General features: G+C 52.7%; 28 protein-coding genes. 11 read left to right on the top strand and 17 right to left on the bottom strand.

From position 1 onward, the window contains the following. Positions 1 to 51 precede the first annotated feature (51 nt). On the top strand, positions 52 to 1,101 hold the full coding sequence (locus C8R31_RS09955; RefSeq protein WP_219907510.1) for a vitamin K epoxide reductase family protein: 1,050 nt from the start codon (positions 52 to 54) through the stop codon (positions 1,099 to 1,101). 47 nt (positions 1,102 to 1,148) lie between these two features. Here the strand turns inward: C8R31_RS09955 and sixA are convergent, their stop codons facing one another. Then, entirely contained in the window at positions 1,149 to 1,601 is a 453-nt protein-coding gene (gene sixA, locus C8R31_RS09950; protein WP_107693927.1) for a phosphohistidine phosphatase SixA, read from the bottom strand. A gap of 307 nt (positions 1,602 to 1,908) precedes the next feature. Beyond that, a complete protein-coding gene (locus tag C8R31_RS09945) occupies positions 1,909 to 2,148 on the bottom strand; it encodes a thioredoxin (protein ID WP_107693926.1) in 240 nt (79 codons plus the stop codon). Between the two features lie 311 nt (positions 2,149 to 2,459). On the opposite strand from C8R31_RS09945, the gene C8R31_RS09935 reads away from it, so the two are divergent. Together C8R31_RS09935 and C8R31_RS09930 are read left to right on the top strand one after the other, a co-directional pair. Next, positions 2,460 to 2,948, top strand: a complete 489-nt coding sequence (locus C8R31_RS09935) for a hypothetical protein (protein WP_258192665.1) — start codon at positions 2,460 to 2,462, stop codon at positions 2,946 to 2,948. Between the two features lie 83 nt (positions 2,949 to 3,031). Continuing rightward, complete coding sequence (locus C8R31_RS09930) at positions 3,032 to 3,427, top strand: hypothetical protein (RefSeq protein WP_146164579.1); 396 nt, start codon at positions 3,032 to 3,034, stop codon at positions 3,425 to 3,427. Here C8R31_RS09930 and C8R31_RS09925 read toward each other — a convergent pair. Beyond that, entirely contained in the window at positions 3,404 to 4,726 is a 1,323-nt protein-coding gene (locus C8R31_RS09925) for a porin (RefSeq protein ID WP_107693922.1), read from the bottom strand. The two genes, C8R31_RS09930 and C8R31_RS09925, sit on opposite strands and share 24 nt — an antisense overlap. Before the next feature lie 405 nt (positions 4,727 to 5,131). On the opposite strand from C8R31_RS09925, the gene smbP reads away from it, so the two are divergent. Next, on the top strand, positions 5,132 to 5,521 hold the full coding sequence (gene smbP / locus C8R31_RS09915; RefSeq protein WP_107693920.1) for a small metal-binding protein SmbP: 390 nt from the start codon (positions 5,132 to 5,134) through the stop codon (positions 5,519 to 5,521). A 359-nt stretch (positions 5,522 to 5,880) separates the two neighbouring features. Then, the gene (locus C8R31_RS16060; RefSeq protein ID WP_181320540.1) at positions 5,881 to 6,051 is read left to right on the top strand and encodes a hypothetical protein; all 171 of its coding nucleotides are present in this window, start codon (positions 5,881 to 5,883) and stop codon (positions 6,049 to 6,051) included. A 138-nt stretch (positions 6,052 to 6,189) separates the two neighbouring features. On the opposite strand, the gene rsmI is transcribed toward C8R31_RS16060, so the two are convergent. Beyond that, a complete protein-coding gene (gene rsmI, locus C8R31_RS09905; RefSeq protein WP_107693918.1) occupies positions 6,190 to 7,050 on the bottom strand; it encodes a 16S rRNA (cytidine(1402)-2'-O)-methyltransferase in 861 nt (286 codons plus the stop codon). Positions 7,051 to 7,168: 118 nt separating this feature from the next. Between rsmI and C8R31_RS09900 the strand changes: the two genes are divergently transcribed. From C8R31_RS09900 to C8R31_RS09890, 3 genes are all read left to right on the top strand, one after another. Beyond that, positions 7,169 to 7,516 (top strand): YraN family protein, encoded by a 348-nt coding sequence (locus tag C8R31_RS09900; protein WP_107693917.1) that lies wholly within the window; start codon positions 7,169 to 7,171, stop codon positions 7,514 to 7,516. An 82-nt stretch (positions 7,517 to 7,598) separates the two neighbouring features. Next, on the top strand, positions 7,599 to 8,159 hold the full coding sequence (locus C8R31_RS09895) for a BON domain-containing protein (RefSeq protein ID WP_258192664.1): 561 nt from the start codon (positions 7,599 to 7,601) through the stop codon (positions 8,157 to 8,159). Between the two features lie 329 nt (positions 8,160 to 8,488). Beyond that, the gene (locus tag C8R31_RS09890; RefSeq protein ID WP_107693915.1) at positions 8,489 to 9,856 is read left to right on the top strand and encodes an FAD-binding oxidoreductase; all 1,368 of its coding nucleotides are present in this window, start codon (positions 8,489 to 8,491) and stop codon (positions 9,854 to 9,856) included. Positions 9,857 to 9,873: 17 nt separating this feature from the next. Here C8R31_RS09890 and C8R31_RS09885 read toward each other — a convergent pair whose 3' ends face one another. The 4 genes from C8R31_RS09885 to C8R31_RS09870 all read right to left on the bottom strand — a co-directional run bounded on the left by C8R31_RS09885 (position 9,874) and on the right by C8R31_RS09870 (position 12,821). Next, positions 9,874 to 10,485, bottom strand: coding sequence for an SCO family protein (locus tag C8R31_RS09885; RefSeq protein WP_107693914.1), 612 nt, complete (start codon positions 10,483 to 10,485; stop codon positions 9,874 to 9,876). A gap of 11 nt (positions 10,486 to 10,496) precedes the next feature. Continuing rightward, the gene (gene cyoE, locus C8R31_RS09880; protein WP_107693913.1) at positions 10,497 to 11,393 is read right to left on the bottom strand and encodes a heme o synthase; all 897 of its coding nucleotides are present in this window, start codon (positions 11,391 to 11,393) and stop codon (positions 10,497 to 10,499) included. Between the two features lie 128 nt (positions 11,394 to 11,521). Then, positions 11,522 to 12,130, bottom strand: coding sequence for a hypothetical protein (locus C8R31_RS09875; RefSeq protein ID WP_181320538.1), 609 nt, complete (start codon positions 12,128 to 12,130; stop codon positions 11,522 to 11,524). After that, entirely contained in the window at positions 12,108 to 12,821 is a 714-nt protein-coding gene (locus tag C8R31_RS09870) for an SURF1 family protein (protein WP_258192663.1), read from the bottom strand. The genes C8R31_RS09875 and C8R31_RS09870 overlap by 23 nt, the downstream gene beginning before the upstream one ends. 62 nt (positions 12,822 to 12,883) lie before the next feature. On the opposite strand from C8R31_RS09870, the gene C8R31_RS09865 reads away from it, so the two are divergent. Then, entirely contained in the window at positions 12,884 to 13,072 is a 189-nt protein-coding gene (locus tag C8R31_RS09865; protein ID WP_107693912.1) for a twin transmembrane helix small protein, read from the top strand. A gap of 21 nt (positions 13,073 to 13,093) precedes the next feature. On the opposite strand, the gene C8R31_RS09860 is transcribed toward C8R31_RS09865, so the two are convergent. The 5 genes from C8R31_RS09860 to coxB form a co-directional block, all read right to left on the bottom strand. Continuing rightward, entirely contained in the window at positions 13,094 to 13,945 is an 852-nt protein-coding gene (locus tag C8R31_RS09860) for a cytochrome c oxidase subunit 3 (protein WP_107693911.1), read from the bottom strand. Between the two features lie 32 nt (positions 13,946 to 13,977). Next, complete coding sequence (locus C8R31_RS09855) at positions 13,978 to 14,187, bottom strand: DUF2970 domain-containing protein (protein ID WP_219907509.1); 210 nt, start codon at positions 14,185 to 14,187, stop codon at positions 13,978 to 13,980. 15 nt (positions 14,188 to 14,202) lie between these two features. Further along, positions 14,203 to 14,742: a cytochrome c oxidase assembly protein gene (locus C8R31_RS09850; protein ID WP_107693909.1), complete on the bottom strand. Its 540-nt coding sequence runs from the start codon at positions 14,740 to 14,742 to the stop codon at positions 14,203 to 14,205. A gap of 116 nt (positions 14,743 to 14,858) precedes the next feature. Then, positions 14,859 to 16,442: a cytochrome c oxidase subunit I gene (gene ctaD / locus C8R31_RS09845; protein WP_107693908.1), complete on the bottom strand. Its 1,584-nt coding sequence runs from the start codon at positions 16,440 to 16,442 to the stop codon at positions 14,859 to 14,861. A 15-nt stretch (positions 16,443 to 16,457) separates the two neighbouring features. Continuing rightward, positions 16,458 to 17,597: a cytochrome c oxidase subunit II gene (gene coxB, locus C8R31_RS09840; protein ID WP_107693907.1), complete on the bottom strand. Its 1,140-nt coding sequence runs from the start codon at positions 17,595 to 17,597 to the stop codon at positions 16,458 to 16,460. Between the two features lie 1,199 nt (positions 17,598 to 18,796). Here coxB and C8R31_RS09835 point away from each other — a divergent pair. After that, complete coding sequence (locus C8R31_RS09835) at positions 18,797 to 19,333, top strand: cytochrome P460 family protein (protein ID WP_107694156.1); 537 nt, start codon at positions 18,797 to 18,799, stop codon at positions 19,331 to 19,333. Between the two features lie 170 nt (positions 19,334 to 19,503). Continuing rightward, complete coding sequence (locus C8R31_RS09830; RefSeq protein WP_107693906.1) at positions 19,504 to 20,076, top strand: peroxiredoxin; 573 nt, start codon at positions 19,504 to 19,506, stop codon at positions 20,074 to 20,076. A 183-nt stretch (positions 20,077 to 20,259) separates the two neighbouring features. Here C8R31_RS09830 and C8R31_RS09825 read toward each other — a convergent pair whose 3' ends face one another. The 4 genes from C8R31_RS09825 to lolA form a co-directional block, all read right to left on the bottom strand. Further along, entirely contained in the window at positions 20,260 to 20,964 is a 705-nt protein-coding gene (locus C8R31_RS09825; RefSeq protein ID WP_107693905.1) for a DUF6781 family protein, read from the bottom strand. A gap of 49 nt (positions 20,965 to 21,013) precedes the next feature. Then, a complete protein-coding gene (gene serS / locus C8R31_RS09820; RefSeq protein WP_107693904.1) occupies positions 21,014 to 22,372 on the bottom strand; it encodes a serine--tRNA ligase in 1,359 nt (452 codons plus the stop codon). Between the two features lie 74 nt (positions 22,373 to 22,446). After that, a complete protein-coding gene (locus C8R31_RS09815) occupies positions 22,447 to 23,760 on the bottom strand; it encodes a replication-associated recombination protein A (protein WP_107693903.1) in 1,314 nt (437 codons plus the stop codon). Beyond that, positions 23,753 to 24,373, bottom strand: a complete 621-nt coding sequence (gene lolA, locus C8R31_RS09810; protein WP_107693902.1) for an outer membrane lipoprotein chaperone LolA — start codon at positions 24,371 to 24,373, stop codon at positions 23,753 to 23,755. Before lolA ends, C8R31_RS09815 begins: the two co-directional genes overlap by 8 nt. Positions 24,374 to 24,968 lie beyond the last annotated feature (595 nt).

Genomic DNA, 24,968 nt, shown 5'->3' with positions numbered 1-24,968 from the left:
CCCCTTTTCTTCTGGACAACGAGCGCCGCGACGTACGCCATCGACACGCTCGTGGGTATACTCGTTATATTGTTTGCGGTAGTGATTTCTCCACCGCCCGGCGTCAGTCCTCTTGCACGCATGACAGGGCCTGATATCCCGCCTGGCTGGAGTTACACTCCGTCGGGTATGATTAATCGAATACCGATCGTGGCGCTTGCGGTTGTAGGGCTGCTCATCTCCCGCTATATGGCCGCCTTTCAACTGGGTCATATAGATTCCGTCTGGGATCCGTTCTTTGGCGATGGAACCGCGAAGATCATTACTTCGGAGGTGTCTGAAGCATGGCCCGTGGCTGATGCGGGGTTAGGCGCCGCAGTCTATGCGTTGGAAATCGTAACCGGTGTCATCGGGGATAAGCGGCGTTGGCGCACCATGCCGCGGGTAGTTCTGTTTTTTGGAATATTGATCGTACCGCTGGGTGTGGTTAGCATTTTCTTTATTATTATCCAGCCTATTGTAATCGGTACTTGGTGTACCTTGTGCCTTGTCGCGTCGTTGGCAATGCTGCTCCAGATACCCTATTCGTTCGATGAAATTCTTGCCACGCTGCAGTTTCTAAAAGACCGACGGCGGCAGGGCAAATCTATTTGGCATGTCTTATGGCATGGAGACACCATGGAAGCTGGCAGCATGGACGAGGCGAATGAATTTGGCGGATCGTTTACAGCCGTGTTGCGCCAGATACTGCGGACCGGCGTTCGTTTTACATGGACCATGGCCGCAAGCATTGCTATCGCCATCACGTTGATGTTCTCGCGCGTCACCTTTGGTACAGCTGGGGCTGCTGCGGACAGCGATCATGTGATCGGATTGCTTGTAGTGACGTTTTCGATCATGGCATTGAGCGAAGTGGGACGCCCGCTTCGTTTCGCCAACGTCCCCTTGGGAGCTTGGCTGATTGCGGCGCCTATCCTGTTAACGGGTTATTCCAGTCTTGCTGCAACTGCGAGCGTTATCTGCGGTGTGCTACTGATTCTGCTCGCGCTGCCCCGTGGCCCCATTGAAAGTCGTTATGGCGCCTGGGATCGATTCATCCTGATTGTTGATGCCAAAAAATAGCATGGGCCCCGTCAGCCGACAAGATCGTGCGGGCCGGTCGTTGTCCGTCATACCAGATCAGGCGATATGACCGAGCGCAGCAGCAATTCCGCTGATAATTCCTTTTGTTTGTGACTGAACCACCACACAGCGCCCTTTCGCATACTCCAGCCTTGGGGCGATCCAGACATGAGTAGGGCAGCGACTTCTCCGAGCGTTGGTTGGTGGCCCACGATCAGGACCGCGCCTTTGCCCTCGGGCCAGCCGGCCGCAGCCAGGAGCGCTTTTGGATGCGCGCCCGGCCCAATTTCCTTAAGCGTCTCAAATTGGTTACTCAACGCCGTGGCGGTCTGCTGGGCCCGCGTGGCCGGGCTGACAATCAAGCGAGTATGCTCAGGTAACCTGGGTTTGAGCCATTCAGCCATGAGCTGCGCCTGCTTTTTCCCCTTGCCGGTGAGTTTACGAGAACTATCGGGCGCACCCTCCTCAGCCTCGGCATGCCGCCATAAAATGAGTTCCACCTTTCCTCCACGTAGTTGAAGTGAAGCAGCTGTTCCACATCTGAACATATTCATTATAGAGTATAAAAGGACCCTGCTCGTCTGCGGGCCAGCATGGGGGTGAAATCATACTACGCAGGAGTTTCGGGAATCAGCGGCGGGGATTACTATAAACCCGAATTCGGGTTAATTGTTGCGTTGGGGTTCGGGTTTTTAGAGGTTCGAAGGGTTGGGAATGGGGCGAGAGGAATTTTCCGGTCTACTGTAACGATCGGACCTGAAAGGGGAGGATGTGGAACGGCGGGCATCTCGCCCGCCATTTCTGCGATTAAGACTTCAGCGCGGACATCGGCGCGCCGAAATTGATATGGAAAGGCGCTCCATTGATTACCAGCGCTGGGACGGATTTTACGCCAGCGGCTTCAGCGTCAGAAATCCGGTCCTTTTGTTCGCCAAGATGAACAAGTTCAACGTCGTAACGGTCCGGGTCTAAAGCATCTGCAATCTGCCGCTCGGCGTCCACACACACGGGACAGCCAGCGTGATAAAAGGTAGCGGTTGTTTTCATAAATCTCTCTCCAATAAAATGAAAATGTCGGTGGGGCCTACCCACGCCGCGCAAACGGTTAGCCGGAAGCGCGACAGCGAGATTATAAACGCAGCCCTCCCCTTGCGCCAGCAGACAATTGGCTTCCCTGCGGAGTATCTGGGTGGCGAGAAAGCGGCGCGCCAGCTGCAAGGTTCGTTGATTCGATACTTTACACATATAAAAGTTGACAAAGTAAGGAGGGGTTGGTAAGCTGTGTCTCAGGTGGGGCGATGTTTATACGTTTCTATCGCTAATAGATTTCCCTAGTATAAAACCAGACTTTCCCCAATATGCCGGTTGCATTAGCTGGATTAGGACGAAACTACCCGTATCCCATTTGGATTATTGCGATCATGAAGACAAATTTAGCAAATATTATGGCTGCGTTATCAATGGCAGGCTTGCTTGCTTCGTTGAGCCCTTTTGCGGTGGCGTCGCAACCGGTTGGAGCTGCTGAGATTCGCGCGGCGGCCGAGAGCGCCATTACGCAAAGCGATCATGAGGCCGTGGCAAAGCAATATGAAGATGCCGCAACGGAATTGCAGGCAAAGTTAGCGGAAAAAATGGAACTGCTAGAACACTACGAGGATAAAAGTTATCTTTTTGGCAGGCAGGCTCAGGACCTGAAATCGCACACCCAAGCATTAATCCGCAATTACGAGAAGACTGTCAGGAAAAACCTGCAAGCTGCCACGATGCATCGACAGATCGCTGCAAGGCTAAAAGACAGTCCTGTTTCCGCCGAAGCTCGGACTCCTGATGCGCTAAGTGGACTGTAGCCGACTCTCGGTAGACGATTCGGAAATGCTGGCTGTAATAGCTTATTACCAATTAGATGCTAATCGCAACGGGACAGGAAATCATGAACGTACTAGAAGACATTTCTACAAATGGCAAGACTGGGTTGACCCCGCGTTTTGGTAGACACAACGAGCATTCTTTCGAAGTGCCTTTGGCATGCTGGCTGTTCCTTTCTGCAACTATTGGCTTTACGTTGTACGCGTCGTTGATGTCCTTTCTCTCAACAGGCCGTTTTTGGCCGGTGATTTTTATTCTGGTACTTTTTCTCTTTCTGGGAAATTCTTATCTGAAGATGAAGCAACGCAAGCACTGGGCTGTTTTCCTGGAGCCCTATGCGTTTTCCTCCGAACTTAAGAGTGAGATTGCCGAGCGCTATCTGCCCGCCGAGGACCATGTGGTTTCACCCAGGCAAAGGCTGGGGCAGCATTTTAGGTTAGAACGGGATTGTGGCGTCTAGGGAGAATAGAAACTGATCCTTTCTCCCATCAAACGGCCGGAAAGCCATATCGATGCCATCGGCACGATCGTAACGGATGTTAGGGCGAATATTCACCTTTTGCATTGACTTCCAGTCAATCCGCAACCGCTTGGCGGGTTTCCAGTTCATCCCTAGCGTGACCGCATAGTAATCGGCCGGCGCGCTGATGAAAGGGACGTTTCCCGCGTAACTGACGCCCCTGTTGTTAAGCGCGGAAAGTATGCGGTAGGGTGAAAAGACACGCCAGCCATCTCGATCATTAAACCGCTCCGCACGTACGCCGATGGAGAGGTCAGGGAGAAGGTCATAGGTTAAGTGTGTGTTGATGCTATACCATTCCGCATTCTGAATCCCCCCGGGCAGATTGATATTAGCCGCCCAGCCGTGCGTATGGTGCACGACCATATGGGTTCTGGGAGTGATCCGATGCTGCAGGACCACGCTATACATGAGCCAGGGGTCATTTGTTGCTGTGCGACCGTATGTGCCACCAACGGTGGCCGAGCTTCTTTTATCGTCACTGCTCCAAAGGAGGGCACCTAATGCACCCCAATTGTCCAGCTGTTTATCAAATCCGCCATCCCAACCCCCGGTTGCGCTGCCCGTGGTTGCGGCACTTATAACCGACCAATTTTGGTTGACGGAATAATTCGCCATCAATCCCGTATGCGTAAAGGGCTCGCCGCTGTTAAGGATATAAGCACGGGTATAGAAAAAGTTATCGGGAGCAGGAACGGTTTCATAACCAAGTGGCGTATAGAAATGTCCCGCCTTAATATTGAGGCCGTTACCAAGGGGCACGTAAGCCTCCACATAAGCCTGTGGAAGGGCTATGCCATAGGTGCGGGTCGATTTACAGCACAAATTAAGATCCCACTCGCCCCTGTCGGTCGGTGCGCCGGTATTCTCATCGAACGCGGAAACGCCGAAAGCCTGAGCATAAATGGCGTCCGTGCCAAACAGAAAATCGAAACGGCCTCCGATGTCCCATTCTTTGCCTGTTGACACCACCGGCCGCTGTAAAAATACATTGAACTGGTTTAACTGGAATCGGTTGGCCCGATCGGCGAAGGTAACGGTTCCATTGAATCCATCCGACGGGTTATTTGCGTTATAGGTAGTGCCGCCGTTGATCCAGCCGCCCAATTCGAAACCGCTTTCCTTGAACCGGTTGGTTAAGTTGTTGGCATGCACATCACTTACGTTGAAACTGGCGAACAATAGGAGACTTATCGCGGCAAACAACGCCTCGGTTTTGTTTATTGCTGTGCTGTTCATTTATCTAATCCTTTGAAAGGCTGGTAACATAAAGATCGACCTTGCAGTTCGAGATAGTCATATCGGAGCAACCTCGGCTTTCTCTGGAATGAGCAAATTTGTGCGTAAGCTTCCCGACGTCAATTGCTCGATGCCGATTTGTTTTTATAAAGCCGGCCATCTAGTTCTTGGTTGTGTGGCATGGCGTAACCGAATCATGCCTCTGGAGAGCAAAAAAAAAAACGCTGATCGCTTAAGGGTTTTTACAGTTGAGTTTGTTGCTATTGTGATTTAGCCAGAGCCTCTGCGTAAGGGCATCTGGTCAGTGCTAAGGCCACCATCGCGAACATATTGCGGCGTGTTGCAGGCGATTATCGAACTCAATCATAAGATCGGCAGCGCCCAATAATCCATCACGAGTAGTAAATGAAAATGATTGTGTATGCTATTAACGTGGCAGCCGTTCTGGCTGCTTTTGCTGCAGGCCTTGGCATCGCATATGCAGATGACCATAGCAAAAAGACTTCTGAGCATCTGGAAGAGGCCATTAGAAGCGGTAAAGAAGGCAGCACTCAAGGCGTGGTCAGCCATACCGAAGAAGCCAAAAAGGAATTGATAGAACAGAATAAAGAGCATCCTTATACCCACCTCCAGAAGCCTATTTACGGAGAGCATGAAAAGGCAGAACACGACAGGGAAGTCTTCGAGGAAATGGACCTTGCCATTGATGAAGCCAAGGAAGGGCATTCCCAGCAAGCTGTCGAAGCTCTGGAACGGGCGTCCGATCATTTAAGGGAGAAAGAGCACGCAAAATGAATGGGAAGCGGCATGAATTGGCGGGCTATGATTGACTGACCGTCGTGGCTACACTCGCACAAGAATTCTGGCCTGGTCCACCAACAGCTATCGGGCTTGCGCTGCGCTCGAGCAGCAACCAGCTTAGCGCTGAGGGTGGAACGTTTGCACGGTCGGCAGGTTCATCCAGCCCTTGTTCCCGCCGCTGCGCCTATTCGACCGCATAACCCACGACGATCAGGGTAGCCGGACCGCACGATTACCGGCAGGCGCCCATAGATTGGCTGCATTAATGCGTTGCAGTCTATTGTGATCGACTCTGCAAAAATGTAGCCGGCGACAATGTTGGTCCGCGAAACTTGCCTTTAAAGAAAGGAGTTTTGCATGAAGAAAAACCGCTTGCTGTGGAGCAGATCGTTGCAGTGCTGAAGGAACCTGAGGGTGGGATGCCGGTGGAGGGAGGTGAGCCGCGGGTCGGCTTACGGAGCAAAGGTTTTATGGCTGGAGAAAAGCAGTGCGCTGGGCGGGTACCTGCTTCCATCCCGCAATGATTGAATCCGTGACTCGTGCGTCTAACCCTTTTCTCTCAGTGACGATGGCAGTCATAGGCTAGCTCCGCTCCATTGGTGGAAAGCACTGAGGAATTAAAGTAGTTATAGAATTTTCGCCTTGTCTGGATTCCTCTTAATCTAATCGGGCTTCAGGGTTAGTGCGACTGAATATATTTTGTTTTTGCTCTGCCCGCTGATCTCTGCCGCAACTTTCACTGCCTGTTTTAATGGTAAATCTTTTAGTAACAGCTTTAAGGTGCGTAGAGTCTGGTCACTCAGTCCGCGGTATGGAGCAGCCTCGGCTCCGGAAAGAATGAGAACGAACTCGCCTCTCTGACGGTTGGGATCAGCCTGGAGCCAGGCGACAGCGTCGCCGAGAGTACAGGTATGAATGCTTTCGAATAATTTCGTCAATTCCCGCCCGATTGCGAGCTGACGATGTGCGCCGAACACATCGGCGAGGTCAGAGACGGACTCAAGTATTCTGTGGGGCGCTTCGTAAAAAACTACGCTGTGTGGATATAATTTAAGCTCTTCCAGTTCCCTCCGCCTCGGTCCGGGACTAGCGGGCAGGAAGCCATAGAAAAGGAAGCGCGGCGCGTGAATGCCGGATGCCGATAGCGCACATATTGCGGCGTTGGCGCCTGGGACGGGCACTACGTTGTATCCTTTCTCCCGCACGAACTTTACGAGCGTCGCCCCAGGATCTGAAATTCCCGGGGTGCCCGCGTCAGTAACGAACGCTACTGTCGTCCCGGTACCTAGTAGATTGACAACCCTTTCGGCAGCCTTCATCTCGTTGTGCTGATGCACGGCAATCATTTTTTTTGTGATCGAAAAATGTGCCAGGAAGTGGCGTGTAGTGCGGGTATCCTCGGCGGCAACCACGTCGACGGCCGCGAGCACATCCAGGCCGCGCAGCGTAATATCGCGCAGATTGCCAATCGGCGTGGCTACGATATATAGGGTCGCCGGCGTAATTGTATTAGCTGGATGCATTATTGAGGTTCAGCTTATGGCTAGGGCCCGGGTTGCGGTAAAATACGTTTTTGCCCCTTCCTCTGCGCCGGTTTTCTCAGTTTAAGGTTGCGCGCGGGCACTAAGGAGGTTTGCTGGATTGACCGGTAGCGATGCGGAGCGGTGTGCCGAGGAGTTTCTCAAGCAGCATGGTCTTGTATTGGTTCAAAGAAACTACCGCTGCCGTTTTGGCGAAATTGATCTTATCATGCGCGACAGGTCCGCGCTGGTGTTCGTCGAGGTTCGGATGCGCGCAAGCGAACTTTTTGGTGGCGCAGCAAGCAGCATTACGGTGTTGAAGCGAGAAAGAATAGTTCGCACCGCGCGGCACTATCTTGCCTCGCTGAGGGTCGAGCCCGTATGCCGGTTCGATGCGGTGTTATTGTCCGGTCGCGAGGGTGAGGAAATCGAGTGGGTCAAGGACGCTTTTGGCGAATTTGGCGAATAATGTAACGTATTGGGGGGAAACATTGTTTTTATGTGCGAGTCATCAAATGAGGGGTTTAATGCGGAATTTATATCGGAAACCGATGCTTTTACTCTTGCTGCTGCTGCCTTTTTTTTCCGGCTGTGCGCTGTTGGTCGCAACCGGGGTAGCGGGTGTTGGAACGGGGGTGGCGGTATCTCAGGATCGACGTACTGGCGGTATGTTCGTCGAGGATCAGGGAATTGAGTTAAAGAGCGACCGTCGCATTAGCGAAAAAATGGGAAGTAATGTACATGTCAATGTTACGAGCTTTAACCGTAACGTACTTCTGACGGGCGAGGTACCGTCTGAGAGTGCAAAAAAAGAGATTGAACAACTGGTTCGGGATGTGGATCACGTGCGTGGCGTAACGAATGAAATTACGGTGGCGCCGGCGAGCTCTTATACCTCGCGCAGCAACGATGCGCTGATTACGTCTAAGGTCAAGGGCCGTTTCATGGATGGAGGGAGGTTCCAGATTAACCATGTGAAAGTCGTGACCGAGGACAGCGTGGTTTACCTGCTTGGGATTGTAACGGCTGATGAAGCGGGGAGCGCGGTGGATATCGCAAGGTCCACCAGCGGGGTACGCAAGGTCGTGAAAGTATTTGAATATATGAATTGATTTACTACCGCTCGTTGACGGCCCTCGGCGATCGTCGGTGATGGTCAGTTAAGCCAAACACTCTGCTGAGACAGATGCCGTTTTCGGGGCGGCCGTTCATCTTAGCCGGCGTGCTGATTGAGGCTGTAGCTGTTGATGGGACGCTTTTGGAACCCGTGGATGCCGATAAGGCGAATTGATGAGACGTGGCGTGGTTCGCTTAGTTGGCGGCCGCGATTTTGTCGGTTGCTCCAGGAACTCATATGCACGGGCAATGAGCGCCCATCCGCCGTTCTTTCAGGCCATTAAAGCCGTTACAAACACCTTTTCTCTTGTTGTTTGGATCCCCCATGCTCTCGCCTGATTTTGTCGCGCGGCTACGCAGCTTGATCCCGACCGACCGGGTATTTACCGACCCGGTCGACTGTTTTGCCTACGCGTATGACAACAGCCGCAAGTTTTTTCCTCCCGATTCGGTTGTATTTCCGGTCACTCACTTGGAGGTACAGGCGGTTTTGTCGCTTTGCAATCAGTATAAGGTTCCGGTCACCCCCCGTGGACGGGGAACAGGCACGGCGGGGGGCAGCCTGCCCGAGCGAGGGGGGATTGCTTTGTCCCTCGAACGCATGTTGCGGATCATCGCGGTCGATCCAGCCAATCGCGTAATTGTGGCGGAACCGGGCGTCCTGAACGATTCTATACAGGAGGCGGCACGGCCTTATGGTTTTTTTTGGCCTCCGGATCCATCGAGCGCGGCCTACTCAAGTATAGGGGGTAACCTCGCCACCTCTGCAGGCGGGCCTCACGCCGTGAAATATGGCACGACGAGGGATCATGTGCTGGGACTTAGGGGCGTAACAGGCGGTGGGGAGAGGATCAGAACAGGTTGCTATACGACCAAAGGTGTGGTGGGTTACGACCTTACGCGACTGCTGATAGGGTCTGAAGGGACCTTGGCGGTCATCACCGAGGCGACGCTCAAGCTGACGCCCCTCCCTCAGGCGCGGGCCGGCGTGACGGCATTTTTTGCGGATCTATCGAGCTGTGCCGCGGCGATCGTCCGCGTGATGGCACTCCCCCAAACGCCTAGCGCGCTTGAATTTCTAGATGCGGGATCACTCCAGCTAATACGCAGCCACTTTCCGGATATGGTGCCAGCCGCGGCTGCTGCAATGCTCATGATCGAAGTCGACGGGTCGGAGCAATCCATTGCTGAATCCCGCACTGCGGTTCTGCAAGCCTGTCGTGATAAGGGGTTGATTCAAGGCGAAGAGGTCCAGGACGCGGCTTCACTGTGGGCTGCGCGCAAGGCATTGTCCCCACTGTTGCGCGATATTGCGCCAAAAAAAATCAATGAGGACGTGGTGGTTCCGGTTTCCGCATTACCCGTTTTTCTCGATGGATTGGAACAGCTAAGTTCCAAGTACAGCGTTGCGAATGTTAACTTTGGTCATGCCGGCAACGGCAATATTCACGTCAATCTTCTCGTGAACCCGGAGTCTCCCGATGAATTGGCGCGGGCGGATCGGTGCTTGAATGAGATATTTGATCTTGTAATCCGCCTTAACGGCACCTTGTCAGGAGAACATGGCGTGGGGAGCGAAAAACGGGCGTACATCGAAAAGGAAATCGATCCGCCAACATTAGCGATTATGAAGGGAATCAAGAAAGTGTTTGATCCCAATAACATCCTCAATCCAGGGAAACTGTTTCCTTAGGTGGAGGGGGGCAGGTCTTAGCCAGACCGTAATAGCTCCGCGAGGTCATGAGCGAAAACTTCGGCGCTTTTTTCGTTCGTTACATAGAGCCGCAGGCGTCCGTTGGGATCGTAAATATATGTGCCGGTTGAATGGTCGACGCTGGGATGCTGTGGCATTGCGGCCATTTGCTTCTGATAAAACGTTTTGAATTCGCCGGCGGTTTTCTTTGTAGTTTCGATGTCGCCCGATAGGCCGAGGAACGTGGGATCAAAACTCGAGACGTACTGCTTGAGGAGTTCTGGGGTGTCGTGTTCAGGATCTATGGTAACAAATAGCACCTGGACCCGCTTGGCATCATCACCGAGTCTGCGCATGGCCGCAGCGATATTCGCCATTGTCGTTGGGCACGCGTCGGGGCAATTAGTGTAGCCAAAAAATATTACGACCACCTTACCCTTGAAATCCGCTAGCGTTCGAATGGCGCCCGAATGGTCGGCGAGCTTGAAATCAGCACCGAAGTTGGCGCCGGTGATATCCGTTGAAAGAAAAACTGGTTTGGCAGTATTGTTACATGCTGCTAACAGGCAACCCAGCAGAACAAGCGCGGCGGCTCTGGCCGCCGCGCTGTGGACTCTACGAAGCGCCATAGCGCCACGAGTTAAAAACGGACGTAGTGGTCAACAAGCAGTACCACAAACAGTGCCGCCAAATAAACGATGGAATAGCGAAATGCTTTTTTAGCGATCTCATCACTGTAATTCAGGTAGATTCTCAGAGCGTAGTAGAGAAATATGCCATCCAGAACGGCTGCGCCGGCGAGATAGATGAGCCCGCTCATCTGCGTCGCGTAGGGCATCAATGTTACGGCAATGAGTATCAGGGTATAGAGAAGAACCTGCAAGCGGGTATACTTCTCGCCATGAGTAACCGGAAGCATCGGCATGCCTACTTTAGCGTATTCAAGCTTGCGGTACAGCGCCAATGCCCAGAAATGAGGTGGCGTCCATGCAAAAATGATGAGAAACAAAAGCAACGCGTCGGCGGTTACTTCTCCCGTTACCGCAGCCCATCCCAAAACAGGCGGCATAGCGCCAGAAGCGCCGCCAATAACGATGTTTTGTGGGGTCATCGGCTTAAGTATTACGGTATATATAATCGCATAACCGACAAAAGTACCGAGCGTAAGCCACATTGTTAACGGGTTCACCAACTGATGAAGCATCAGCAGCCCGCTTCCACCGATCAGTGCCAGAAAAAAAAGCGTCTCGGGGGAGGTTACCTGCCCGCGCGGCAGCGGCCTGCCACGCGTGCGCGCCATGACGGCATCAATCTTCTGCTCCACCAGACAATTTACGGCTGCCGCCGCGCCTGCTACCAGGGCGATTCCAATTGTTCCGAATATCAGCGCGTTAAGCGGTACAGCACCCGGCACGGAAAGAAACATTCCGATAAACGCGGTGAACACGATAAGGGAAACAACCCTGGGCTTGGTCAAGCGGTAAAACTGCTGCACACGCGAGGCGGTTTGTTGCCAGGCGATACTAGTAGTAGCCATAACCTTCTCCTAATTCAATACAGGCCTACACCTGTGTTTAACCCGTTTTTAGGCTGCGGTCGAAAACTGAAACTCGAATTATTGCGTTAATCCCCAATTCGTTAGGCAATGCGCTCATTTCAGCGGGCCTAGTGTTTTTGATCGGTCCCCATGGCATGCTCGAGTTGAGAAACTTTCAACAAGCGCTTGATATCTTTCGCCATCTGAGCGGGATCGGGGTTTTTTGGAAAACGCATCATAAGATTTCCGATTGGATCGACGAGGTAAATATGATCGTGCTGGGAACCGACGGCCGGAATTTCCGGGAGCAGATCGCTGCCTTTCGCATTGATCAGCACCATTCCATCGAACTCCTTCACAAGTTCCGGCGCCGGAGCTTCCCCGTCATCGATCAGCCATAACCTTTCCAATCGATCTTTTTCCTTGTGTTGTGTTAAGCGCACCTGACGCATGTAATACAACTTTTTCTGACACTGGTCATCGCATTTCCCGGAATCCACCATCACCATCACCCACTTTCCGCGAAGCTGGCGGATGCGAAAAATAGTTTGATCAGCCTGATTCAGAGCTGAACCCGCCAACGGCTTGACCTCAAGCAGCTCTCCATAGTTAACAGTATCACCCGGCCGAACACCAAGAAAATAAAGCGTATAGGAGGCGATAATTGGCGCGCACAACAGGACGAACAGTAAAATCAGTGTGCGTCTATTTTTTTTAAGACCGCTCTCGTTTGCCACTTAACACCAGATAAATTATCAATACGCCTAAAGCCATCGCAAACCACTGAACCGCGTATCCAAGATTTTTGGCGGAGCCTGAATCCGGACGCGGCCACTGCCGAACCAGACCGTCCTGCACGTCGTCCTTTTGCAGGATCATTACAGGCTGCAGGGCCAGCCCAGTCGCACCCCGATATCGATTGAGATCAAGATTTTCCCAGACCCTTCCGGATACCATGTCCTGAGACAATTCGAGCGTTTTCTGCATTGCCGTTGTTGCAATACCCGAGACAATCACCGGTCCGGGGGGCGTACGTACCTCGGGCAATTTGCTTCGATCTCGATCTGCAGGCGCCCAGCCTCGATTAACCAGGACATGCATGGAGCTTGTGCCTATTCTCAGCGGGGTGACGATTTGGTAACCAGCCACACCCTTATAAATCTTGTTATCAAGATAAATGGTATGCCCCGACACATACTCCCCGCGCGCCTCCACTTGACGATATTGAAAATCCTCAAGTTTCACCTCCGCGGAAGGGAGGGCAACCGCGGGCTCCCGCGAAAGATGATCCAGTCGTTCCTGTCTGGAGTCCTTTTCCTGGGCGCGCGAAAGTTGCCAGTTGCCGAGTTGCACCATGATCGTGATGACAACCGCCGCGACCACTGTTGACCATAATCGCGGCTTGAACCGCCAGCCTGAAATAGTCATTGGATAGTATGCAGAACTCGGCTAAACTTAATTCCAGACCCCGATAATTACAGGAATATATCGTGAAAATCGCAGCCGTACTGTTTCTATTCCTCATACTCGGCAGCTTGGCGTCGGCCTTGTACTACATGGTAAAGGATAAGGGGCATGGTACCCGCGCCGTAAAGTCCCTCACCCTTCGCATCAGCCTGTCGCTTCTTCTGTTTACCCTGCTAATGCTGGGAACCTATATGGGTTTCATAACGCTTTAGCAGGGGTGGCGGCTTGAATTTCTATATGAGCCAGTACACAAAAATAAACAGTCCCAGCCAGACCACATCAACGAAGTGCCAATACCATGCGACGCCCTCGAAACCAAAGTGGTTCTCTGGGGTAAAGTGACCCGCCATTACCCGACACCAGATGACCAGCAGCATAATGGAGCCCAGCGTCACATGGAAGCCGTGAAAGCCCGTCAACATATAAAACGACGCGCCATACGCTCCGGTAGTCAGCTTGAGGTTGAGATCTGAATATGCATGACCGTATTCGTATGCCTGCAGACCGACGAACAGAAAACCCAACGCGAAAGTGAGAAACAGCCCCAGCTTGAGTTGCCCGCGCTTGTTCAGCTTCAATGCCCAGTGCGCCCACGTCACGGTTACGCCAGATGTCAGCAGTATCAGGGTATTGATTGCCGGAAGTCCCCATGGGCCCATCGGCATGAACTTCTCGCTGATGCCCGGACCGGCCGTGGGCCAATCGCCAGTGAAGTCCGGCCAGAGAATTTTATGCTCCAGATCGGATAACCAGGGAATCGAAAAGATGCGCATGTAAAACAGGGCGCCGAAGAAGGCGGCAAAGAACATGACCTCGGAAAAGATGAACCAACTCATCCCCCAGCGGAAAGACTTGTCCACCTGCTGGTTATACACCCCTCCCTCACTTTCGCGAGCTACAACGCCAAACCAGCCGAACATCATGTAGATGAGTATGGCGAATCCCATTGCCAGCAATCCATATCCCAACGGTAGTTTGTTGACCGAAAATGCGGCACCGAAACCCATAAACAACAGCGCAATCGACCCTGTGATAGGCCAGCCCGACGGCGCTGGAACATAATAGTGACCCCCTTCTTGGCTCATGCTATTTCTCCTGCGTATGATTTAATTAATCTTTAACTTGTTACAAACTTAACGAGCAAAAACACAGCGAGAACAAACAGGGCCGCACCGATAATTCCGGCGATGATGACCTGTCCCATTGTCAGCGTCGCTGCATCGTGGTCGTGATCGCTCTGTTTCCGAACTCCAAAAAAAGCCCACGAAACAGCCTTCATCGCTTGAAAAAATGTTGCTTTGGACGGTTTTTCCTCGTCGTCTCTCAACGTTGACTTGCTCGGCTACCCATCACTTGCGGCTCGATCACTCCCAAGTTCAAAAAACGTGTACGAAATGGTCACCGTGTTGAAATCGGCGGGCAGGGTCGATTCAATCATGAATTGAACCGGCATCTGCCTGGTCTCATTTGGCTTTAACACCTGTTTGCTGAAACAAAAGCACTCCAGCTTTTTCAAATGCTTGGCAAGCAATTGCGGACTGTAGCTCGGTATCGCCTGACCGTTGATCTCGCGGTCCGAGTTATTCTTTACCTCGTACATAACCTCAACCAATTGGCCTGGGTGCACGCGTATGTTGCGTTGTAGCGGCTTGAATTCCCAAGGTAATCCGCGGATATTTGCGTCCAGGTCCACCGTCACCCAGCGGGCGGTATCAACCTTGACTTCTTCCGCTATCGTATCTGCCTGCAATAAATTATTGATACCCGTGACTTCACAGATCTTTTCATAAAACGGCACCAACGCGAAACCAAAGCCAAACATTACTAAGGTAAAAATCAATAGCTTCTTTAGTATTACCGAGTTGGCGTGAATCGTGTTCATTTCCAGTTCTTGAAGAGAACACCCACAAATATCGCCGTCACTATGGCGAACAGAAAGAGGGCGGTTTTGATCGCTCTGCGCCTTCTTTCTGCTTCGTTCGACATTATCAACCCTTGCTACTTAACAATTGGAGGGGTCGTAAAGCTGTGATAGGGAGCGGGCGAAGGCAATGTCCATTCGAGCGTCTTTGCTCCTTCCCACGGTTTGGCCGGTGCTTTTACGCCACCGCGGATGCACTTCAAAACCACGTAGAGGAACAGGAGCTGAGTAAACCCGAAGCCGAAGGCGCCGATACTGGAAATCATGTTGAAATCGGCAAACTGCAGCGCATAGTCGGGAATACGGCGTGGCATTCCTGCCAAGCCCAGGAAATGCTGGACGAAGAAGGTGAGGTTGAAGAAGAACATTGACAACCAGAAATGCCACTTGCCCAGGGTCTCGTCATACATGTGCCCGGTCCATTTCGGTATCCAGTAGTAAACCCCACCGAAGATCGAGAACAACGCGCCCGAGACCAGCACATAGTGAAAGTGCGCGATTACGTAATAGGTGTCCTGTACTTGAATATCGATCGGCACGATCGCGCATATCACGCCACTTAAGCCGCCGATGGTAAACAGGAAAATAAAACCGATGGCAAACAGCATGGGCGTCTCGAAAGTCATGGAACCTCGCCACATGGTTGCGGTCCAGTTAAACACCTTCACGCCGGTCGGCACCGCAATCAGCATAGTGGCATACATGAAAAACAGCTGGCCAGTGACCGGCATGCCAGCAGTAAACATGTGATGCGCCCAGACGATGCAGGACAGAATCGCGATGGATGCCGTGGCGTACACCATTGATGAATACCCGAACAGAGGCTTGCGCGCAAACGTGGGGATAATTTCCGACACGATGCCAAATGCGGGCAGGATCATGATGTAGACTTCCGGGTGACCAAAGAACCAGAATATATGCTGGAACATCACCGGGTCGCCGCCGCCGGCCGCGTTAAAGAAGTTGGTGCCAAAGTTCCGGTCCGTCAGCAGCATGGTTACCGCTCCGGCCAGTACCGGCATCACCATGACCAGCAGATAGGCTGTGATCAGCCAGGTCCAGACGAACAAGGGCATTTTCATCAGGGTCATTCCCGGCGCCCGCAGGTTGAGAATGGTGGTGATGATGTTGATTGAGCCCATGATGGAGGAAGCACCCATTATGTGGAGCGCAAAGATGGCCATATCCATGCCCATGCCCATTTGTACAGACAATGGCGGATAAATCGTCCAGCCGCCTGCTGGTGCGCCCCCAGGTACAAAGAACGAGCTCATGAGCAGCAGCGCCGCCGGCGGCAGCAGCCAGAAACTCCAGTTGTTCATGCGCGCGAAGGCCATGTCCGGCGCTCCGACCATCATCGGAACCTGCCAGTTGGCGAAGCCTACGAACGCCGGCATGATGGCTCCAAACACCATCACCAGGCCATGCATTGTAGTCAGCTGGTTAAAAAACTCGGGTTGAACGATCTGCAATCCCGGCTGGAACAGCTCGGCCCGAATAGTCAGCGCCATCACGCCCCCGCTCAGGAACATGATGAAGCTAAACCACAGATACATCGTGCCAATGTCTTTGTGGTTGGTGGCGCCCACCCAGCGCATCAAGCCAGTCGGATGATGGTCGTGGTCGTCGTGATGTCCTATATCGTGATCTACTGCTGCCATGATTTCCTCCTGATGCTATTTTCTTAACTGGTTGATTTCGGATGGTTGCACCAGATCGCCTGCCGTATTGCCCCAGGCATTGCGCTCATAGGTGACCACCGCCGCGATTTGCACGTCCGACAGGTGCTTGAATGCCGCCATCGCCGTGCCAGCCTTGCCATTCATGACGATGTTGATATGCTCGGCCTTGGGCCCCGTCGCGATCTTGGAGCCGTCCAGCGCCGCAAATGTGCCGGGTATGCCCTTGCCGTTGGCTTGGTGACAGGCCACGCAGTTGGCAGCGTAAGCCTTCTCGCCTTCGGCTTTCAACTCATCCATCGTGAATTCCTTGTTGACATCCACCGTCGCCGCCGCCAATTTGGTCTTCTGCTCGCTCACCCATTGGGCATACTTTGCCGGCTCCACCGCTTCCACGATAATCGGCATGAAGCCATGCTCCTTGCCGCATAGTTCGGCGCACTGCCCGCGATACGTGCCGGGCCTGTCCGCCGTGAACCAGACATCGCGAATGAAGCCGGGAATGGCGTCCTGCTTCACGCCCAGCGCTGGTACCCACCAGGCGTGGATCACGTCGTTGGCAGTCAGAAGTACGCGTACCTTCTTGCCCACCGGCACCACCACGCGGTTGTCAACTTCCAGCAGGTAATTCTCGCCCTTGGGTGCGGCATTCTCGATTTGCGCCTTGGGGGTGGCAAGACTGCTCAGAAAGCTGATCCCCTCCCCTTCACCCGTCAGGTAGTCGTAGCCCCACTTCCACTGATATCCCGTCGCCTTGATGGTGATGTCCGGGCTGGAGGTGTCTTTCATGGCAATGATGGTCTTGGTAGCAGGGTAGGCCATGCCAACCAAAATGAAGATGGGAATGATGGTCCAGATGATCTCGACCGTGGTGCTGTGATGGAAGTTTGCAGCCGGGTAACCCAGCGACTTGCGGTGCTTCAACACGGAGTAAAACATTACCCCAAACACGCCGACGAATATCACGAGGCAGATCCATAACAGCATTGTGTGCTGGTCATATATCTGCTGCGCAATAACCGATTGCGGTTCGGGCAGGTTCAACTGGTAGGGATCGGGCGTCGCCGCCATCCCCAGCCCGCTATACAGCCCAGCCGTCACTACCCCCACTATTCTTGCTGCTGCTTTACTGCTCATATTTCCCCCCAACTTGATTACTGATTACAGTACGAGCCACTAAATCCAAATTCCACGATATTGACCGGCCCTCTTGGACTGACTGACTTTCCGGTCGCCTCCGATTCCTCCGAACTGCTGATTCGGCGCGGCCGTTCTTCATGTCAGACGCAAAAATAACCACGTTGCGAATGTCGTTAATTGTGTTATTCTATGGGCTTATGTGAATACCAAACGCTAAGAATAAACGCATTTCCATAAGTTCAAAGTTTCAACTAAAAAAAAAATATGCGCAACCATCATCAACAGCTAAAAAATCGGATTCCCCATCCCACGAAAAGTAATACGAAGTTGGAGACCACGACTACAACATCCGCTGACACAATTAATCCTATTTATGCACTCTGATTGCTGAATCCGGTAAAAATCGCAAATCGCATAAAATCGGAATTCGCCTGAAACCCATGTATCTCGCCTGATTCAGGCACTTATTAGTCCTCGTTTACAGCTTCGGCTGCTTCCGCTTTTCCCTCTTTTCTTCGTTATTCGTTTTAGTTATTTGACCCGTGAGCCCCTACCAAAACAGGCCGGAATTCTATCACAGCAAAATTAGCCGTACAAGAAAGAACACCATCTTTATTAATCAAAATTAATAATGCCCCTATTCTAAAAAGCGGTATTTTTCCCTCTTGAAAACGTGGTGATTTTACCCTAATGGAATTATGGGTAAGATCGTCCGGGAACGAAAAATTAACCGTGCGTCATGTCCCACCCCGCCTCCCCGTAAACGGGCGTTCGTATCGTTGGACTGCAGTTTCAGAGGACCAGGGGAGTGAGGTGGTACCGAACCAACCGGACATGAAAAACAGCTGGAACTTTGCCCCGACCGCACGCTGACGCAAGGCGATACACAACCGGGAGCGCGTTGCTACATTTCTGGGGCATTTCGCCGCCTTATTGGTAAAACCTTTGGCTCAGTAGCGCGGAAAGTTCACAAGTAATTGAGCCAGAACACCCAAACCTTGCTCCTTAGATGGTGCCTGAAGCAGTCGCCGGGCAAACCGCCTTGACGAAACGGCCGAGTTTTGTCTATTATGGCATCGCATCGCTATGATAAAGCTACTGGGATTTTGGTTATTAATTAGGGGGTTGCGATATTGTTGAAACAACAGGTTTTAAAAAGAATATTTTTAACCCTGCTTCTGGCCGGGGTCTCGGGGATGCATGCACAGACGGCTACGGCCTCCGATCATAGCGATTCCCACCCCGGCAAGGAGTATGCGATATTCAATAACGTCGGCGACCTGGTTCGACCGACCGATTACAGAGAATGGATTTTCGTTGGCGCCCAGGTCACGCCGAACGACATGAATGACGGGAAACCCGCGTTCCCGGAATTTCATAATGTTTACATCGATCCTGCTAGCTGGGCTCATTATAAAAAGACCGGGGTATTCCGGAGCGGCACGATTATTGTGAAGGAATTGGCCAGCGTTGGCACGAAGAGCTCGGCAAGTGGCAATGGATACTTCCAAGGGGAATTTCTCGGTATCGCGGCAACAGTCAAGGACAAGAAGCGGTTTGCGGACAAGCCCAACAACTGGGCCTATTTCGGCTTTGATGATAAGTCAAGCGCCGCGGCGCAGCGGGACGACGCGTGCGCGGCCTGCCACAAGGCCAACGCCGCTGAAGACATGGTCTTCACCCAACACTATCCCGTGCTGCGCGCGGCAAAAGCCGCGGGCAAGCCCAAATAACAGGAACGGGAAAGAACGATACGGGCGAGAAGCCTGCGCGTGTGGTAGGCGTGGTAGTTCCGAAAGCGCGCGACCTTCTCTGCCTTAGGTACCTGCACCCGACTTGATGCTCAACCCGCTCAAGGCCGGGTGCTTTTTTTCATCCATCTTTTTCTTTTCAGGATATCAGAATGAAGGAAACCAAAGATGCCCTCAGGGCAAGCATGGCTCCCGAGTTGCAGACATCAGGCTGGCTTAATACTCCTCAGCCTATAACTCTTGATTCGCTACGCGGCAAAGTGGTTGTGTTGCATACCTTTCAGATTTTCTGTCCGGGTTGCATACAGATGGGAATTCCCCAGGCACAGCGAATATCCCAGGAATTCGATCCGAACCGGGTTGCGGTGATCGGAATGCATACTGTTTTTGAACATCATGAAGTCATGGGTCGTGACGCGCTTGAGGTATTTGTATACGAATATAGACTGCGCTTTCCTATCGGGATTGATAAGTACGATGGCCCGGCACAAGGCGTACCCCTCACGATGCGCGCTTACCAAATGCAAGGAACGCCAAGCCTTGTTCTGATCGATAAGGGAGGGCGCATTCGCTTGCATAAATTCGGTCACGTAAGCGACCTAACGCTAGGCTTTTCCATTGGCGCCCTGCTTTCCGAAGAAACGGACGAAGCGCCTGACGTGACGGCAGACCCGGGGACGGATGCGGGAAATGCCGCATGTGACGAGGACGGATGCAGCATCTGATCGGTTCTCGCGAGGACGAGATTCAACGGTGCGTCTCTTTGTCATGTAATAGCCGCGATCTGCCCCGACCATACGCCAATCCGCCGCAACAGCAGGCTTCGGCGGTGAAATATAGCACCGCTTGTGGCAGCAAACCCGCTGGCTGCCCTCTCTCTTCCCCTGCTTGAGACTAAGAGCGCTGTATTAATCTCTGTCTGACTTGTTGTCAGGGTTAACGCGCTCCGCGATGCTCTTGAGAGCATCCGCAGCGACTTCACGCATGAGATTGGTGATGGCGTGGGTCAGTTCTATGCCCGCCTCAAGTTGTTGGTGTCCAACTGAAGTGATCTGCTGATTAAAAGCCTTAAGGGTATCCTTGAGCTGCGCGCCGACAGCGGTTCCATTCCGCTTAGCGTGCAAGGCCAAATCGTGCAACGTTTCACTGACCGCTTTCTGAGCAGTTGAAGCAGAACTCTGCAATATTTCCAGAAACAGACTCTCAATGCTTTCGAGGTCTTTGCGCACGCGCATAAGCTCTTCATTCGAGAACTTCTGTGCCCGCCCCGCTGCTTCCTCCAAAGCCAGTTTCGACGCTTCAGCAAGTTGCGCCAGCGCGGCGTCCAGACCGGCCACCGCGTCCCTGGTCGATTTCAGCACCATTTGCGCCTGTACCGGGGTCTGTTGCAATTTCTGCTCCGCCCCTTCACGAGCGCCCTTAAGTACAGCTGAGATAACATGCCGCAGTGATTCGTGATCTCGATGTTGCTTGCGCAAAGCCCTTATCGTCAGGTCGTGCACGTCCTGCTGAACATTGCTTCCCTGGACAACAGTATTTCGTATTTCCGCTTCAAGCACGGAGGTGTCCGTGCTTGTGCCACCGCCGACTTCACCGCCAGTTGCGCTCTGCATGATAGAAACACTCCTTTGTGATAAGAATCATTGGATGTGATGGAAGACGTCACCCCACCGCGAGCTTTTCCAGCCCATCCATGTAGGACCGTAAAACGTGGGGAACCCATACGCTCCCATCAGCCTCCTGGAAATTTTCCAGAATCGCCACAAGCGTTCTTCCCACCGCTAAACCAGAACCATTCAGTATATGGACCAGCTCCGGTTTACCCCTCTCGTTGCGAAAACGCGCCTGCATGCGCCGCGCCTGAAATGCTTCGCAATTGCTGCAGGACGATATTTCGCGGTAGGTATTCTGCTCCGGCAGCCATACCTCTACATCGTATGTTTTCGCGGCTGAAAAACCCATGTCAGCGGTACAGAGCAACATTATGCGATAAGGCAGCTCTAGTTTCTGGAGAATCTTCTCGGCGTGGCCGGTCAGTTCCTCGAGCGCTTCGTAAGATTTCTCCGGGTGCACGACTTGCACCAGTTCGACTTTGTCGAACTGGTGCTGTCGAATCATGCCGCGGGTATCTCTGCCGTAGCTTCCCGCTTCGGAACGGAAACACGGGGTATGCGCGGTGAGTTTTATCGGCAACGACTCAAGCGCGACGATCTCATCGCGTACGATGTTACTAAGCGGAACTTCGGACGTAGGAATCAGATACAACGATTCATCCGTGCGCGAAGACGTACCCCTTTGGTAATGCTCGCCTGCTAGCGCTCGTTCGGCCGATCCTTCTTTCATCTCAAAACCGAACCGTTGGACCTTGAACAGGTCTTCTTCGAACTTTGGCAACTGGCCTGTGCCCCGCAGACTTTCACCATTGACGAGATACGGCACGTACGTCTCGGTGTAGCCATGCTCACGCGTGTGCATGTCCAGCATGAACTGCGCGAGCGCGCGGTGTAGCCGGGCAAGGGGACCCTTCATCAGGCTGAAGCGCGCGCCGCTGAGTTTTGCGGCAGTCGGAAAATCCAGAAGACCGAGATTTTCTCCGATGCTGACATGATCTTTAACCGCGAAATCAAATGTGCGCGGAATACCCCAACGGCGCACTTCGCGATTATCGTTCTCGCTGTCACCCACCGGCACGCTGGCGTGCGGCAGGTTGGGAACCTGCATTAGCATGTCGTGTAATGCGGCTTGAGTCCGTTGCAGCTGCGTTTCAGCCAGATGCAGCTCTTCCCCAAGATTAGCCACGTCGGCGAGAAGATGGGTAATATCTTCCCCTTTGCTTTTCGCATTGCCGATCTGCTTTGACACGGCATTGCGCCGCGCTTGTAGTTCCTGAGTATGAGTCTGGAGACTTTTACGCTCGGCCTCCATGGTCTCGAATTCTATGATGGGAAAGCTATGGCCGCGCGTGGCAAGAATTCCGGCAACGCTTTCCAGGTTTGTGCGTAATAACTGAATATCTAACATCTAAACTCCAACAATCGCATGCCTAATGCCCCCAATGCAAAGGGCGGCCATTGAGCGGTCCATAGCTTTAGCTTTTACGGCTTTTTCTTTACCTGATCATCCAGGGCGCGGAGATGCGCAAGCCTTTCCGCTATTTTACCTTCGAATCCCCGCATCTGCGGTTCGTAAAATTTAACCTCTGGCATATCGTCTGGGAAATAATTTTCTCCTGCAGCATACGCCTCGGGATCGTCATGAGCGTATCTGTATTCTCGGCCGAAGCCCAGCTCCTTCATCAGTCGGGTGGGCGCATTGCGTAAATGCTCAGGTACAGGGCGAGATTTATCGCTGCTGATGAAAGCGCGGGTTTGTGTGTAGGCAACGTAGGCGGCATTGCTTTTAGGCGAACAGGAAAGATATACCGTGGCCTGCGCCAGCGCCAGTTCGCCTTCAGGGCTGCCCAGGCGTTCGTATGTTTCAGAGGCATCCAACGCTACGCGCAAGGCGCGCGGATCTGCAAGACCAACGTCCTCAACAGATGCACGAATAAGCCGTCGGGCGATGTAGCGCGGATCGGCTCCACCATCTAACATTCGGCACAACCAGTAAAGCGCAGCATCGGGATTCGAACCACGCAGTGATTTATGAAGCGCCGAAATTTGATCGTAAAACTCGTCGCCACCTTTATCAAACCGGCGAGAACCGCGAGAAAGCGCGTTCCGGATAAAATCCACGCCGACGGTCCTGATTCCGCCAATAGCCGCGGCAGTCTGAATCTGCTCCAGAAAATTGAGCAGCCGCCGGGCGTCGCCGTCTGCGTATCCGATCAATAGTGATCTGGCATCGGCCGGGAACTCCAGTTCTTTCAGCACGAATCCCGCGGCACGCTCAAACAGGATGTTGAGTTCACTTTCGGATAAAGGGGTGAGCACATACACCTGCGCACGCGACAACAACGCGTTGTTAACCTCAAATGAAGGATTTTCCGTAGTGGCCCCGATGAAGGTTACCAGCCCTTGTTCCACATAGGGCAGGAAGGCGTCCTGCTGGGATTTGTTGAAGCGGTGTACCTCATCCACGAACAGGATCGTATGCCGGCCGGATTGTTGCAGTACGGCGCGTGCGCGCTCAATCGCTTCGCGTATATCCTTAACCCCTGATAACACCGCAGACAGAGCAATAAATTCAGCATCAAACGCGACCGCCATGAGTCGGGCCAATGTGGTCTTGCCAGTGCCGGGCGGCCCCCACAGAATCATCGAATGCAGCTTGCGGGATTCAAAAGCAAGGCGTAACGGCTTGCCAGGACCAAGCAAGTGCTGCTGTCCGACCACATCTTTCAATTCCCGCGGACGCAGCCGTTCCGCAAGGGGCGCAGCCGGTTGCGGCCCTTCAAATAAATCACTCACTGATTACGTCCGCACCAGGGGGCGGATTGAATTTAAACAATTCCGGCGCAAGTCTTGAGTTTTGTTCGAGGCCAGCAAATACCAGGACCGTAGTCTGCCCAAACTGGTCGTGGAGTTCCATTGCTTTCAACGCCCCCTTCCGCGTGAAACCCAGGCGAACCCATTCAAAAGTGCTTTCTTTGGCTTTTGGTCTTGCCTCAAGCCATTCCGTATCTCCCTGTAAACCGAGTTCCTCAAGATCAAATTCCGTTTCGATGTTGCCGCTACCCGCAAGCAAAGCGGCCGGGCTGCTGCCAATAGCCGCGTCGAGCTTACGCACGGTAACCTGGTTGAGATCCTGGTCGTAAAACCAGATGCGGGCGCCGTCACCGACGATCAGCTGCTCATACGGCTTCTCATAAATCCACCGGAACTTGCCCGGCCGTTCAAACTGCATGATCCCACTTCCCTTTTGCACCACGCGCGCATTTTTATCCAGAACTGTCTGTGAAAATTCCGCGCGGACCGTACGAGCGTTCTGAATGAAGCTCTTCAGGCTGTCGATCGCCCCCGCCTCGGCAATGGAACTGGCTAAACAGAAAAGTAATATGCAGCTTCTTTTAACGAAATTCATGTTGTTCCCTGAAAGAAGAATGTTGCGGCAACGAGTAAGCGGCTTCCCCACGGTTTGTGACAGGATAAGCGGCAATACCCAGTTGCTGCACGATATAGTTATGTACCTATAGATTAATGCAATTTTACCGGCTTCCGCACTTGCCTGCTGGCATTAAAAACCTTGCTGCGTGCAAACAAAAACGCCAGTGGACGCGTCTCGGCGTCTTGAAAGAAGTTTTATGGAGGTAATAATTGCGGGGCTCAAGCTCACATTTTTGTTGGCCGGAGCCAGCGATTGTTATGCTGTAAATCGCACTATTTGATAACCCACACCCAGATCTAAAGTTGATCTTTTTCAGAACGCAACTGTCTTATATTAGCCCTGATGAAAAAGGGGTTGTAATTATCACGAACTTGCTATAATTAAGAGCGGTCTAAGAATCGCTGGCGGTATTGCCCGCCAACAATCGTTGGAAGCTATTTCTGTACTCTCATTATTAGTAACAGGAGGAAATGAATATGGCAACAACCTATGAAACGTCGAGCACGGCGAAGTCGGGAGGACGTGATTACGACATGTCGCTGTGGTACGACTCGAGGTGGTACAAATTTGG

The sequence above is a fragment of the Nitrosospira sp. Nsp2 genome (assembly GCF_003050965.1).
GTDB lineage: Bacteria > Pseudomonadota > Gammaproteobacteria > Burkholderiales > Nitrosomonadaceae > Nitrosospira.
The sequence above is the reverse complement of the archived record's forward strand: the minus strand, read 5'-3'. Positions and strand labels throughout refer to the sequence as shown.